We start from the raw sequence: 12898 nt of genomic DNA, 5'->3' as shown, positions 1-12898 counted from the left end.
GCAAGGTATGAGCGCAGGCGATCTTCACGCGGTCGCCAAGCAATGCCTCGACGCGACCGACCCGGCTGAAAAACTACGCCTGACACATGCCGCCTGGCAGGCATTACAGGCCGGTGAGTTGCGCGCCGATCCTGGCTCACCTGCGCCCGAGCCGATCGGTGCACCTGGTCGCCCGGAGTTACCGCGCCTGGTGCCGCAACGGCAGGTGCCGCATCGCGGCCTCGGCTCGGAGGAGGGGCGCGCGGCACTGGTGCACGCGGTGGCGCATATCGAGTTCAATGCAATCAATCTGGCCTGGGATGCGGTTTACCGCTTCCGTGGCAAACCCGATGCTTATTACCGTGACTGGGTCAGTTGCGCGCACGATGAAGCCAGGCATTTCGCCATGCTGACGGGCCGGCTGGCCGAACTGGGTCATGTCTATGGCGATTTCGATGCGCATAACGGCCTGTGGGAAATGGCCGAGAAAACCGCGCTCTACGACACCGCACGGATGGCCCTGGTGCCGCGGGTGCTGGAGGCACGCGGCCTGGATGTCACGCCCGGCATGATCCAGCGCCTGCGCTGTGTCGGCGACGAAGGCACTATCGCCATACTTGAAGTCATCCTGCGTGAAGAGGTCGCCCACGTCGCCGCGGGCACGCGCTGGTTTCGCTGGTGCTGCGAGCGCGACGGGCTGGATCCACGCGCAGCCTTTATCGACTTGCTGCGCGACTACATGGGCTACACCTTGCGTGGCCCGTTCAACCGGCCGGCGCGCATCGAGGCCGGGTTTGACGAGGAAGAGCTCGACAGGCTGGCGGCGCTGGCCACGGCTTCCTGAGCGTGTTCTTGAGCGTGGCGATTTGAGGTGGAAGCCAGACGTCGGGCCGATCGGCCAGGCGCCTGGTTCTTTGCCTTCAGTTGCGGCGTTTGATGACCTTGCGCCACAGCCAGATCCATAGCAGCAGCAAGGGAAAGCCGAGAATCAGGAAGGGCAGGCCGTAGCTGAGTGTGTTCAGCGCATTGCCGGTGCCTTCGGTGAGCTCATCGAGCATGCCGCTCCATGACGTGCCCAGGCGCGAGTAGCGGGTTTCGCTGCCGGTCGGCAGCAAGGTCAGCGTCACCAGGTTGGTGGTGATGCGCCGCTGTTGGCCGGCCGCCGCCAGCTCGAGTTCTTGCAAGTTGTTTTCTACCGTAGCCTGCTCTCGGCTGAGCGCGATCAGGTCGGTGACCGAAATATCCTTTCGCGCCGCCAATTCACTCAGGCGTTGCTGCTGATACTTGAGCTGGGCCTGTTGGCGGCGATTGTCCGCCACCGCGTTGCCCAGATCCTCGGCCGTGGTTTCCCGCGTGCCGACGTTGCCGCCTTGCGCGGCCAGCGACACCAGTGGCTCCACCCCCGTGGGCACGATACGCAGACTGATCGAGGCGCGGTCGGCCGACTGTTCGATGCGAATAACATTGCAATCGCCGAAGCGCGCGGATTCACAGGCTTCTCGCGTCGCCGCCAGGCGCGGTTCGATGGTGGCGGGCGGCAACAACAGGGTCAGGCGATGCTCATAGGCCAATTGCGCGCCGGCTTTGGCTTGTTCACCACTTATCGATGCCTGCGCGTGGGATTCCTGTTTCTTTGCGCAGCCTCCCAATAGCGGGCTCGCCAACATAAGCAGCAAAAGCAGGTGCTTCATTGCGGTGCGCATATCGCACTCCCTTGCGTGGATTTGTTGGTGGTCGAGAAAACGCCCGCTCCGCGGGTGTGGGGCGTGCGCTCGGCGCGCGAAGTGTGTCACGGACGGAGCCCGGCGGGCAGAGCTACTGAAAGCGAACCGCCGCAAGCGAAGGCTTGATTTGCCTGACGCAGACATAAAAAAGCCGGCTGTAAGCCGGCTCTTTTATCGAATTTTGGTCGGGGAGACAGGATTCGAACCTGCGACTTCTACGTCCCGAACGTAGCGCTCTACCAGGCTGAGCTACACCCCGTGGGAGCCGCGTATCTTAATCGTCGTTTGCGGCCTTGGCAACTGTTGGCGGTGGGTTTTTTGTTCTGGACTGGCTCAAAGCTCCGTGTGGCCTTCTGCTAACCTATGCGGCTGCTGTCCGCGGCCTGTCGCGAGACACTCATCCCCATCGTAAGTAGAGGATTTCATGGCGCTTACCCCGGCCCGCACCATGCCCGGTGTACTCGAATTGCTCCCACTCGACCAGATTGCGTTTCAGCGCATGCTCGATGTGATTCGCCGTAATTACGAGCGCTTTGGGTTTTTACCGGTAGAAACGCCGGTGATCGAATTTTCCGATGTGCTGTTGACCAAGACCGGCGGCGAGACCGAGCGCCAGGTTTATTTCGTGCAGTCCACCGGTTCGCTGGAGCAGGGCGAAAAGCCCGATCTGGCCTTGCGCTTTGATCTCACGGTGCCGCTGGCGCGTTATGTCGCTGAGCATGAGCACGATCTTTCGTTTCCGTTCCGCCGCTATCAAATGCAGCGTGTGTATCGCGGCGAGCGTGCTCAGCGTGGCCGTTTCCGCGAGTTTTATCAGTGCGATATCGACGTGATCGGCAAGGACAGTCTGTCGGTGCGTTACGACGCTGAAATACCGGCGGTGATTTATAGCGTGTTCCGCGAATTGAACATCGGCGCCTTCACCATCCAGCTGAATAACCGCAAGCTACTGCGCGGCTTCTTCGAAAGCCTGGGCGTGGCCGATGGTGAGCAGCAAACCCTGGTGTTGCGCGAGGTCGACAAGCTCGACAAGCGCGGCCCTGACTATGTGCGCGACGTGCTCACCGGCGAGGCCTTTGGCCTGAGTGCCGGGGTGGCGCAGAAAATCCTTGATTTCGTGCAGCTGCGTTCGACCTCGCTGCAGGATGCCTACGACAAGCTCGATGCGCTGGGTGCGGGTCCGGAGTCGATGGAACAGGGGCGGGCCGAGCTGAAAGAAGTGCTGGGCTTGATCCACGCCTTTGGCGTGCCGGAGGCGTACTACGCGCTGAATTTGTCGATTGCTCGCGGCCTCGATTACTACACCGGCACTGTTTACGAAACCACGTTGAATGACCATGCATTTGCCGGGTGTCGGGATTTCAATTGGCCTGACCCGGCTTTATTGGCAGCTGCGCGATGCGGGTTTGATCAGCACGGCCCATAGCACGGTCGATGTCTTGATCACCCAGATGGATGAGGCGCACATACCGGCTTATCTGGAACTGGCCAACGAGTTGCGTGGTGCGGGTATTGCCACCGAAGTGGTGCTGGAAGGCGGCAAGCTCGGCAAGCAGTTCAAGTATGCCGATCGTGCCGGCATCCGCTTCGTTGTCGTGCTTGGCGAGAACGAAATCGCCAAGGGCGTCGTTACGGTGAAAGATTTACGCCGCGAAGACCAGTTCGAAGTGGCGCGTGGCGAGTTGATCAAGACCCTGCGCGTGGAACTTGAGCAGCAGCAGGCGATGGGGTGAGCGGATCCTCATGCGTAGCCTGGGTTATGCCGGTGTGATCGCGGTGCTGGCGTGGACGAGTGGCTGTGCTTCATACGTCCATGTCTCATCCAGCCCGCTGGCCGATGGACGCTACCGGGTGGATCTCTCGGCTTGCCGCAGCGGCGATCCGCAACAGTTAGTCAAGAATGCATTGAGCCGGCAGGCGGGGAAACTTTGCCCAGCCGGTTATCGCTTTGATACCCAGCCAGACACCCGTCGAGAGCTTTTCGGTGACTGCATGGGAACGGTCTCCAGTGTCGAACTGACCTGCCAATCTTTGAAGAGGTAACGTATGTCTAAGGTGTTGTTGGATGGCAACAGCCTCACGCGCAAGCAGCTGGTCGCGGTGGCTCGGCTGGGTGCGAGTGTTGAGCTCGATCAGGCGCAGCTGAAGCATGTGCAGCGCGCGGCCGATTTTCTGGCGGACAAGGTCAGTTGCGGCGAACCCACCTATGGCGTCACCACCGGTTTCGGCAGCAACGCCGACAAGTTGCTGGGCGCGCATCGTCTGCGCGACGAGCTGCCGGGCGGCAACAACGTCAAACCGGAAGGTACGCTGCTGGAAGAGTTGCAGCACAACCTGATTACCACGCATGCGGTATGTGTCGGTAAGCCGTTCTCGGCGGAGGTGGTGCGGGCGATGCTGGTTATCCGCATCAACACGTTGATGCGCGGCCATTCCGGGATCCGGGTTGAGACCTTGCAGGCCCTCACCGCCATGCTGAATAGCGGCGTGGTGCCGGTGGTGCCCGAGAAAGGTTCGGTCGGCGCCAGCGGTGATCTGGCACCGCTTTCGCACCTGGCTATTGTGTTGCTGGGTGGTGGCGAGGCGTTTTATCAGGGCGAGCGTTTGCCCGGTGGAGAGGCTTTGCAGCGGGCCGGGCTGACGCCGATTCGGCTGTCTTTCAAGGAAGGTCTGGCGCTGAATAACGGCACCGCGCAGATGCTTGCTACCGGCGCGCTGGCGTTGGACCGGCTGGAGCACTTGCTGGATACGGCCGATCTCGCCGCCTCGATGACGCTGGATGCCTTTGCCGGCCGCAGCGGCGCGTTGCGCCCTGAGGTGCACGCCCTGCGCCCGCATCCGGGTCAGGTCGAGACGGCGGCGCGGGTGCGCCAGCTGTTGGTCGACAGCACCCTGGTCGATATTCCTTATCACCTCGTGCCGCGCTTCAAGTCATGGACTGCCGAAGCCTGGGATACGCCGGAAGACCAGGCGCTTACCTTCGACATCGGCTGGGATTGGGTGCCGGCGAATCAGCGCCATGGACGCGAAGCGTTCTATGCGCGTTTTCTACCCTTCCGTGGCGGCAAAAAGCATCAGCCGCAAGATGCGTATTGCCTGCGCTGCATGCCGCAGGTGCACGGCGCGGTGCGCGATGCCTGGGCGCAGGCTTGCCGTGTGTTTGACATCGAATTGAATGCGGTCACCGATAACCCGCTGATCTTCCCGGATGCCGAGGGTGCGCAGTTCATCGAAGAGCAGGTGATTTCGGCAGGTCATTTCCACGGCATGCCGTTGGCGCTGGCGATGAGCTACGTCAAGGCGGCGATTCCGGTGCTGGCATCGATTTCCGAGCGTCGCTTGAACAAGCTGGTCGACCCGGCGACCAACGACGGCCTGCCGGCCTTTCTTACCGGTAATGAAGACGGTACCGATTCCGGCTTTATGATCGTGCAGTACACCGCGGCGGCGCTGGTCAATGATCTTGCGACGCGCGCACACCCGGCCAGTGTTTACTCGGTGCCGACCAGTGCGAATGCCGAAGACCATGTGTCGATGGGCGCGAACGAGGCCCGTCATGTGCTGGAGATGATGGATGATCTCAGCGATGTGCTCGCGCTGGAGCTGTATACGGCGGCACAGGCCCTGGACTTCCGTCAGGCCATGCTTAATGCAGCGCGCCGGCTGGCGGCGCGTGGCAACTGGCAGGCACTGGCTGGCAAGGTTGCCAATGCGCCGCGTGAGGATCATCCGCACTACGCCCAGTTTGCCGATGAGGTGAAGCAGCTCACGGCGGCACTGGCTAACGTCGGCGACTTCCACTCCGGTGCTTCGGTGCGGGCAGCGCATGCCGCGCTATGCCAGCACATCGGCTTCATGTCGCGCGATCGCGCGATGGATGGAGATGTACGCAAGGTGTGCGAATTGGTGCGCGACCGCGTCTTGTAAAAGCTGGGTCATGGATGCTCCGCTGCAGAGGGGTGGCAGCGGAGCAAGGTCATAAGACATTGAGCAGGCTTTCAGGGCGATGCCGAATAATCCCGTGACTCAGCTGGTTCGATCGATAGCGTGGCTGCAATTATTCGCGGTCACCGTCTTCACCGTGGTCTGTGGTGTCGCGCAGTTCGCACGATCCGATCTCGATCCGATCGTGATGCCGTTGAGTGCCTATCTCATTGGCCCTGGCGGGGCATGGGTCCGTTCTGCCTATTATCTGATGACCCCCGCCTTGTTCGGTTTTGCCTGGGCGGGGTATCAGGTCACCTCGGTCGCAAGGCGCAGCCTGCTTGCCGCGATATTGTTCGCGATAGCCGCTGCCACGCTGTCGCCGGTGGCGGCCACCGTGCTTTTTAGCGGTACCCGGTACGAGAACCTCGCCAGGTTGATTCATGGGCTGGCGGCACAGACAACCTTTCTTTGCCTAAGCTTCGGCATGTTGCTGCTCTCGACGCGTTGGCGGGGTGATTTGCGCTGGCGTCGCGGCAGTCTCCCTGGTGTCGTGCTGGCCTGGCTGGCTACCGCGGCGCTGTGGTTGCAGGTGCTGGATCGCAGCCTGCCGCGTGGATTCGCTCAAAAGCTGCCGATTGTCCTGATCCTGCTATGGCTGGGCTGGGTTGCATGCCAATGGTTGCGAATGGCCTCGATGGCCCCACAGTCGGGCGGCGAACTGGCCAGCTGACTGCGTCGGGCCGCTGCCTTCGATGGCCTGGCGCTGCGAATAATCCAACGGATCAAACCGAGGCTTGGCCTTGGCTGGGCACCTGGCGCTAAGGCGCTGGGTGGCTTGCGCGCGCCATATCTAAACACGGCCTGACAAAGCCCGGGTCGCCGCTTGCTGCGGCGCGTCGCCGTGCGTATGATGCGATCCACTGTATTACTGCGTTAGCACATTATGAAGCGTCGATCGCTAGATCCCGAGACCCCCAGCGAGTCAGCCGAGCTAAGTCTTTGCGAGGCTTTGCTATCGCTGAAGAACGCCGATGAGATGTCGGCTTTCTTGCATGACCTCTGCACGCCGGCCGAGCTGGAGGTGTTGATAGATCGCTGGCGCGTGGTGCCGTATCTGTTGGACGGGGTGTCTTATCGCGAAATCCACGAGCGCACCGCGGTGAGCATCACCACCATCGGCCGGGTTGCGCGCTATCTCAATCAGGGCAGTGGCGGTTATCTGGCGGCGGCTGCGCATGCATCGCGCCGTCGTCCCGCCACGAAGAAAACCCATGCAACCAAGGCCTCGACCAAAAAGGTATCGGCATGAAGCCGCGCGATCGTTTACGTATTGCCATGCAGAAATCAGGCCGGCTCACCGAGCCTGCGCTGGAGCTATTGAATCGTTGCGGGCTCAGCTTTCGGCAGAGCCGCGACAAGCTGTTTTGCTTTGGCGAGGGCGAGCCGGTCGATTTGCTGCTGGTGCGCGACGACGACATCCCGGGGTTGATCGCGCAAGGTGTCTGCGATCTCGGCATCGTCGGTCGCAATGTATTGCAGGAGTATCAACTCACCGCAGGGCTTGAAGCAGGGCCGCTAAGTGAATGGCGTCCACTGGGCTTTGGTCGTTGCCGCTTATCCATCGCGGTGCCGCAAGAGCTGGATTACCGGGAACCAAAGCAACTGGCGGGAAGCCGCATAGCCACCTCTTATCCCGGGCTGCTCGGGCAGTGGCTGCGCGAGCACGGCATTGAGGCTGGGGTGGTGACACTGGCGGGCTCGGTCGAGATCGCCCCGCGTCTGGGTACGGCCGATGCCATCTGCGATCTGGTGCAAAGCGGCGGCACCCTGGTAGCCAATCAGCTACGCGAGACGGAGATCTTGCTGGAAAGCGAGGCGGTGCTGGCGGGCCCGCAGATGCTGCCTACGGATGAGCGCGGCGACATGATCGAGTTGCTGCTGAAGCGGCTCGATGGGGTGATCCAGGTACGCGAGTCGCGCCTGCTCTTGCTGCAAACCTCGCGTGGCACGCTGGATGCAATCACCCGTCTATTACCTGGTGGCCCGCAACCGACCTTGCTGCCGGTGGCCGGTCAGCCTGATCAATTCATGTTGCAGGCGCTATGCGCCGGCGAGGTGAGTTGGCGGCAATTGGAGGAAATCAAAAAGGCCGGTGCGCGCGAAATGTTCGTGCTGCCGGTCGAGAAAATGCTCGCTTAAGGGCGGTTGCTATGAAGGGCAGGATGGTATGAAGCGGCTGGATTGGAATGTGTTGGATGAGCGCGCTCGCGGTGCTGCGCTGGCACGGCCCGCGCAGTCACGCGCCGATGTGTTGCGCCAGAGTGTCGAGCAGATCATCGCCACGGTGCGTGAGCATGGCGATAAGGCCTTGTTGGAACTCAGTGCCAAATATGATCGCTGTGCACTGGATGCGGTCGAGGTCAGTGAGGCTGAATTTGCCGCTGCCGAAGCGGCGCTGGCGCCGGCTTTGAAAGCTGCTATCCAAGAGGCCGCTGAGCGCATTACATCGTTTCACCGTGCGACCGCGCCACAACCGGTCGCCGTCGATACCGCCCCGGGGGTTCGCGTCGAGCGTGTGCTCCGGCCGATCACCCGCGTCGGTTTGTATGTGCCGGCCGGTAGCGCGCCGCTGCCGTCGACGGCGTTGATGCTTGGGGTGCCTGCGCAGCTTGCCGGTTGCCGCGAGGTGGTGCTGTGTTCACCGGCACGTGCGGATGGCCGCTGCGACGAGGCCGTGCTGTATGTCGCGCGCCTCACCGGCGTACACAAGGTGTTCAAGCTCGGTGGCGCGCAGGCGATTGCCGCCATGGCCTATGGCACTGCCTCGGTGCCCAAATGCGACAAAATATTCGGGCCGGGCAATGCCTGGGTGACCGAGGCCAAGCTGCAGGTATCGGCCGACCCGGATGGTGCTGCGATTGATATGCCGGCAGGCCCCTCCGAGGTCTTGGTGATCGCCGATGCCTTGGCGAATCCGCGGTTTGTCGCCGCGGATCTGCTTTCGCAGGCGGAGCATGGGCCCGACTCGCAGGTGATTCTGCTAAGTCCTTCGACGGCTATGCTGGATCAGGTGGCCAGCGAGGTCGAGCGTCAATGTGCGCAGCTGCCACGGGGTGCGATTGCCGCGCAGGCGTTGACGCAAAGCCGCTTATTGGCTGTCGACTCGCTTAATCAGGCGGTTGAGGTCAGCAATCGTTACGCACCCGAACATTTGATTTTGCAGGTCGCCGAGCCTCGCGCCTTGCTTGACTCGATCGAAAGCGCAGGTTCGATTTTTCTCGGCGCCTGGACACCGGAATCCGTGGGCGACTATTGCAGCGGCAGCAATCACGTCTTGCCGACTTACGGTTATGCACGCAGTTATAGCGGTGTGTCGGTAGCCAGCTTTCAAAAGCAGATCACCGTGCAGGAAGTGACCGCAGATGGCTTGCGCACGATTGGCCCGTGTACAGCCGTGCTGGCTGCCGCCGAGCAGTTGGAGGCGCACCGCCGCGCGGTGACCCTGCGGCTGGATGCATTGGAACGGGAGGCACAGGCATGAGCGTGCTTGATCTGGCGAGGGCAGAGATTCGCGCCATGCAGCCGTATTCCTCCGCACGCATGGAGGCTAGCGGTGGGCAGATCTTTCTTAATGCGAATGAATCGGCGTGGGCACCCACGGGCGAGGCGGGCCATGGCTGCAATCGTTATCCCGAACCGCAGCCAGCGGCCTTGGTGAAGATGTTGGCCGAGCTCTACGGTGTGCGTCACGAGCAGTTGCTGATGGGGCGCGGTAGCGACGAGGCGATCGATCTTCTGGTGCGTGCTTTTTGCCGAGCCGGTCAGGATGCCATCCTGATTCAGCCGCCGACCTTTGGCATGTATGCGGTGTGTGCGCGTATTCAAAACGCCGCGGTGATCGAGGCGGCGTTGGCGGCGGATTTTTCTCTGGACGTGGATGCGCTGCTGGCTGCGATGACGCCGGCGGTCAAGCTGGTTTTTATCTGCACGCCGAATAATCCGAGCGGACAAACGGTGCCGCGGGCAAGCATCGAACGATTGGCCGAAGCCCTGGCTGGGCGGGCTGTGCTGGTCGTGGACGAGGCGTATATCGAGTTCACCGACGAAGGCAGCGTGTCTGATCTTATCGACCGTTACGAACACCTCGCGGTGCTGCGTACCTTATCCAAGGCATGGGCGCTGGCTGGCGCACGCATCGGTTGCCTACTGGCCAATGCCGAGGTGATTACCTTGTTGCGGAAGATTATTCCGCCGTATCCGCTGCCGCTGCCCTGCGTGAACGCGGCGCTGGCTGCGTTTTCGCCGGCAGGCAAGGCGAGCGCTGGCGAGCATCTGCGCGTGGTGCGCGAGCAGCGGCAATGGATGAGTGCGGCCTTGCGTGCGCTACCAGGAGTACGCGAAGTACTGCCTTCGCAGACCAATTTTTTGGCCGTGCGTTTTGACCAGGCCGATCAGGTCTATCAGCGCCTGCTCGCCGCCGGCATCGTGGTGCGAGATGTGCGGCGCTATCCACAGCTCGCGGATGCCTTGCGCATCACCATAGGTACCGCCGAGGAGAACGCACGGGTGCTTCAGGTCTTGCAAGGAGAGGCGGCATGAGTCGCAAGATACTTTTTGTCGATCGCGATGGCTGCCTGATCGAAGAGCCGGGCGATGAACAAATCGACAGCTATGAAAAGCTGGAGCTATTGCCCGATGTGATCGCTGCGCTGCAGCGCTTTGTTGCCAGCGGTTATGAATTGGTGATGGTGACCAACCAGGACGGTCTTGGTACCGAGCGCTTTCCTGAGCTGAGCTTTGCTGGGCCGCATGCCTTGCTTATGCGCATTTTTTCCTCGCAAGGCATCCGTTTTCGCGAAGTGCTGATCGATCGCAGCTTTCCACATGACGGCCTGGATACACGCAAGCCGGGTGTCGGCATGCTGCGCCATTATCTGGCCGACGACAGCTGGAGTCGTGCCGCCTCGGCGATGATCGGCGACCGCGATACGGATTTGCAGTTTGCCGCCAATATGGGCGTGCGTGGTTTTCGGGTGGGTCCGCTAGGCATCGGCTGGAATGAAATTGCCCATCAAATGCTCGATGCGCCGCGCACGGCAACCGTCGTGCGCAACACCAAGGAAACCCGCATCACGGTCAGCGTGGATCTGGATCAGGTCGCCGAGCCCAAGGCGCACACCGGCCTGGGGTTTTTCGATCACATGCTGGAGCAGATCGGCAAGCATGGCGGTTTTGCCTTGCAGCTGAACTGCGATGGCGACACGCATATCGATGAACATCACACCATCGAAGACTGCGCGCTGGCGCTGGGGCAGGCATTAAAACAGGCGCTGGGCGACAAACGCGGTATCGGTCGCTATGGTTTTACCTTGCCGATGGATGAGTCGCAGGCTAGTGCGGCCCTGGACTTATCGGGGCGACCGTATTTTGTGTTTGAGGGCAGCTTTCCGCGTGAGCGGGTCGGTGAAGTGCCGACCGAGCTGGTGCCGCATTTTTTCCGCTCGTTATGCGAAACCCTGGGCGCGAATCTGCACCTCGCCGTGCATGGCGAGAATGCGCACCACATGGTCGAGGCCTGCTTCAAAGTGGTTGCACGTACCTTGCGGCAGGCGATTCGCCGTGAAGGGAGCGAGCTTCCCAGCACGAAAGGATCGCTGTAATGGCCATCGTCTTGGTGGATGCCGGCGGTACCAATATCGGCTCGGTGCGTTATGCCTTGCAGCGGCTCGGTGTAGACGCCGAGTTGACCGCAGATGCCGCGGCGATTCGTGCCGCCGATAAAGTGATTTTGCCCGGAGTCGGGGCCGCTGGTCCGGGCATGGCGCGCTTGCATGAGCTGGGCCTGGTCGGGCTGATGCGCTCATTGACCCAGCCGGTGTTGGGTGTGTGTCTGGGCATGCAACTGCTATGCACACGTTCGGCAGAGGCGGAGGTGGATTGTCTCGGGCTGATCCCGGCACCGGTGCTGCGCTTGGTCGAAACGCCGGGGGTGCGAGTGCCGCATATGGGCTGGAACTCGCTGCGGGTGAAACAGGCGCATCCGTTGTTGGGCGGCTTGGGCGAACGCGATTGGGCTTACTTTGTGCACAGCTATGCCGTGCCGGTAGGCGACTACACCCTGGCCACGGCGGATTACGGCGGCGAATTTTCTGCGGTGATCGCCCACGATAATTTTCACGGTATGCAATTTCACCCCGAGCGTTCTGCCGAGGTCGGGGCGAAGCTGCTGAAGAATTTTCTAGCGCTATGACATGGCTTCTAACATGACTTTCACCGTGATTCCCGCGATCGATTTACGTGCTGGCCGGGTAGTGCGTCTGAAGCAGGGCGACTACGCCCAGCAGACGACTTATGCCGCCGACCCGCGCGAGTTGGCGCGAAGCTATGCCGATGCCGGAGCGCGCTGGTTGCACCTGGTCGACCTGGACGGTGCGCGTTCGGGCAGCCTCGACAATCTTGCGGTGATCGAGTCGATTGCCAAAAGCGGTATGCAGATTCAGGCGGGCGGTGGGGTGCGCAGTGAAGACGATGTGCAACGTCTATTCAATGCTGGGGTCAGCCGGGTGGTGCTCGGCAGCGTGGCGATTCGCGAGCCTGAGCTGGTCTCAGGCTGGCTTGCGGCCCATGGCACCGAGCGCTTGACCATGGCGTTGGATACGCGCCGTATCGATGACCGCTGGGTATTGCCCAGCGCGGGCTGGACCGAGCTTGAGGCGCGCACGCTGGATGAGTTGGCGCCCTGGTATGCAAGTCGCGGCGCACGCCATTTGCTGTGCACGGATATTGATCGTGATGGCATGTTGGCCGGGTTCAATCTTGAGCTTTACCGCCATTTGTCTGCCACGGTTCCGGCGATGACGCTGCAGGCTTCGGGCGGAGTGCGCTCGCTGGAGGATATTCGTGCAGCGCGCGAAGCCGGTGCGGGTGCGGTGATTCTTGGCCGAGCGTTGCTGGAAGGCCGCTTTACTGTGCAGGAGGCGTTGTCATGTTGAGCCGCCGCATTATTCCCTGTTTGGACGTCCGTGATGGCAAGGTGGTCAAGGGCCTGCGGTTTCGCGATCACGTGGTGATGGGCGAGATCGTTGACCTGGCCATGCGCTACCGTGATGAGGGCGCCGATGAGCTGGTGTTCTATGACATCACCGCCAGCCCGCAGGATCGCAGTGTCGACCGTGCGTGGGTCGAGCGAGTGGCGCGGGTCATCGATATCCCGTTTTGCGTGGCAGGTGGTATTCGCAATGTGGAGCAGGCGCGCAGCGTGCTGCATG

Annotated in this window: 13 protein-coding genes, 1 tRNA gene and 1 pseudogene; 13 read left to right on the top strand and 2 right to left on the bottom strand. The window is 61.7% G+C overall.

Annotated elements, in window-relative coordinates; translation table 11 throughout:
* The first annotated feature begins 7 nt into the window (after positions 1-7).
* Positions 8-823, top strand: a complete 816-nt coding sequence (locus OUZ52_RS13495; RefSeq protein WP_266158925.1) for a ferritin-like domain-containing protein — start codon at positions 8-10, stop codon at positions 821-823.
* Between the two features lie 76 nt (positions 824-899).
* Here OUZ52_RS13495 and OUZ52_RS13490 read toward each other — a convergent pair whose 3' ends face one another.
* Together OUZ52_RS13490 and OUZ52_RS13485 are read right to left on the bottom strand one after the other, a co-directional pair.
* On the bottom strand, positions 900-1682 hold the full coding sequence (locus OUZ52_RS13490) for a DUF4349 domain-containing protein (RefSeq protein ID WP_266158924.1): 783 nt from the start codon (positions 1680-1682) through the stop codon (positions 900-902).
* Positions 1683-1885: 203 nt separating this feature from the next.
* Positions 1886-1962, bottom strand: a tRNA-Pro gene (locus OUZ52_RS13485).
* Between the two features lie 165 nt (positions 1963-2127).
* Between OUZ52_RS13485 and OUZ52_RS13480 the strand changes: the two are divergent.
* The 12 genes and pseudogenes from OUZ52_RS13480 to OUZ52_RS13425 form a co-directional block, all read left to right on the top strand.
* Positions 2128-3436, top strand: a pseudogene (locus OUZ52_RS13480) (histidine--tRNA ligase).
* Positions 3437-3446: 10 nt separating this feature from the next.
* Positions 3447-3746, top strand: coding sequence for a hypothetical protein (locus tag OUZ52_RS13475; protein ID WP_266158923.1), 300 nt, complete (start codon positions 3447-3449; stop codon positions 3744-3746).
* Between the two features lie 3 nt (positions 3747-3749).
* Positions 3750-5630, top strand: a complete 1881-nt coding sequence (locus tag OUZ52_RS13470) for an HAL/PAL/TAL family ammonia-lyase (protein WP_266158922.1) — start codon at positions 3750-3752, stop codon at positions 5628-5630.
* 79 nt (positions 5631-5709) lie between these two features.
* Positions 5710-6360 carry a DUF998 domain-containing protein gene (locus tag OUZ52_RS13465; RefSeq protein WP_266158921.1) on the top strand — a complete coding sequence of 217 codons (651 nt, stop codon included), beginning with the start codon at positions 5710-5712 and terminating at the stop codon, positions 6358-6360.
* A 213-nt stretch (positions 6361-6573) separates the two neighbouring features.
* Positions 6574-6939 (top strand): YerC/YecD family TrpR-related protein, encoded by a 366-nt coding sequence (locus OUZ52_RS13460; protein WP_266158920.1) that lies wholly within the window; start codon positions 6574-6576, stop codon positions 6937-6939.
* Entirely contained in the window at positions 6936-7829 is an 894-nt protein-coding gene (gene hisG / locus OUZ52_RS13455) for an ATP phosphoribosyltransferase (RefSeq protein ID WP_266158919.1), read from the top strand. Before OUZ52_RS13460 ends, hisG begins: the two co-directional genes overlap by 4 nt.
* Before the next feature lie 28 nt (positions 7830-7857).
* Positions 7858-9171 carry a histidinol dehydrogenase gene (hisD, locus tag OUZ52_RS13450; protein ID WP_266158918.1) on the top strand — a complete coding sequence of 438 codons (1314 nt, stop codon included), beginning with the start codon at positions 7858-7860 and terminating at the stop codon, positions 9169-9171.
* On the top strand, positions 9168-10229 hold the full coding sequence (hisC, locus tag OUZ52_RS13445; protein WP_266158917.1) for a histidinol-phosphate transaminase: 1062 nt from the start codon (positions 9168-9170) through the stop codon (positions 10227-10229). Before hisD ends, hisC begins: the two co-directional genes overlap by 4 nt.
* Entirely contained in the window at positions 10226-11290 is a 1065-nt protein-coding gene (hisB, locus tag OUZ52_RS13440) for a bifunctional histidinol-phosphatase/imidazoleglycerol-phosphate dehydratase HisB (RefSeq protein ID WP_266158916.1), read from the top strand. Before hisC ends, hisB begins: the two co-directional genes overlap by 4 nt.
* Positions 11290-11880: an imidazole glycerol phosphate synthase subunit HisH gene (gene hisH / locus OUZ52_RS13435; RefSeq protein WP_266158915.1), complete on the top strand. Its 591-nt coding sequence runs from the start codon at positions 11290-11292 to the stop codon at positions 11878-11880. The genes hisB and hisH overlap by 1 nt, the downstream gene beginning before the upstream one ends.
* Positions 11881-11893: 13 nt before the next feature.
* On the top strand, positions 11894-12622 hold the full coding sequence (gene hisA / locus OUZ52_RS13430; RefSeq protein WP_266158914.1) for a 1-(5-phosphoribosyl)-5-[(5-phosphoribosylamino)methylideneamino]imidazole-4-carboxamide isomerase: 729 nt from the start codon (positions 11894-11896) through the stop codon (positions 12620-12622).
* Positions 12616-12898 (top strand): HisA/HisF-related TIM barrel protein (locus tag OUZ52_RS13425; RefSeq protein ID WP_266158912.1); only part of this gene is annotated, 283 nt, incomplete at its 3' end. The genes hisA and OUZ52_RS13425, both read left to right, overlap by 7 nt.

Origin of the sequence: Dyella silvatica, assembly GCF_026283955.1 — a bacterium.
In the GTDB taxonomy this organism is placed as follows: Bacteria; Pseudomonadota; Gammaproteobacteria; order Xanthomonadales; family Rhodanobacteraceae; genus Dyella_C; species Dyella_C silvatica.
This window is presented reverse-complemented; position numbering and strand designations above follow the sequence as displayed.

Coding starts and splice junctions, on each gene's coding strand:
- hisA (WP_266158914.1), top strand. CDS start 11,894: ATGACTTTCACCGTGATTCCCGCGATCGATTTACGTGCTGGCCGGGTA.
- OUZ52_RS13495 (WP_266158925.1), top strand. CDS start 8: ATGAGCGCAGGCGATCTTCACGCGGTCGCCAAGCAATGCCTCGACGCG.
- OUZ52_RS13475 (WP_266158923.1), top strand. CDS start 3,447: ATGCGTAGCCTGGGTTATGCCGGTGTGATCGCGGTGCTGGCGTGGACG.
- OUZ52_RS13460 (WP_266158920.1), top strand. CDS start 6,574: ATGAAGCGTCGATCGCTAGATCCCGAGACCCCCAGCGAGTCAGCCGAG.
- hisG (WP_266158919.1), top strand. CDS start 6,936: ATGAAGCCGCGCGATCGTTTACGTATTGCCATGCAGAAATCAGGCCGG.
- hisB (WP_266158916.1), top strand. CDS start 10,226: ATGAGTCGCAAGATACTTTTTGTCGATCGCGATGGCTGCCTGATCGAA.
- OUZ52_RS13465 (WP_266158921.1), top strand. CDS start 5,710: ATGCCGAATAATCCCGTGACTCAGCTGGTTCGATCGATAGCGTGGCTG.
- hisH (WP_266158915.1), top strand. CDS start 11,290: ATGGCCATCGTCTTGGTGGATGCCGGCGGTACCAATATCGGCTCGGTG.
- hisD (WP_266158918.1), top strand. CDS start 7,858: ATGAAGCGGCTGGATTGGAATGTGTTGGATGAGCGCGCTCGCGGTGCT.
- hisC (WP_266158917.1), top strand. CDS start 9,168: ATGAGCGTGCTTGATCTGGCGAGGGCAGAGATTCGCGCCATGCAGCCG.
- OUZ52_RS13470 (WP_266158922.1), top strand. CDS start 3,750: ATGTCTAAGGTGTTGTTGGATGGCAACAGCCTCACGCGCAAGCAGCTG.
- OUZ52_RS13490 (WP_266158924.1), bottom strand. CDS start 1,682: ATGCGCACCGCAATGAAGCACCTGCTTTTGCTGCTTATGTTGGCGAGC.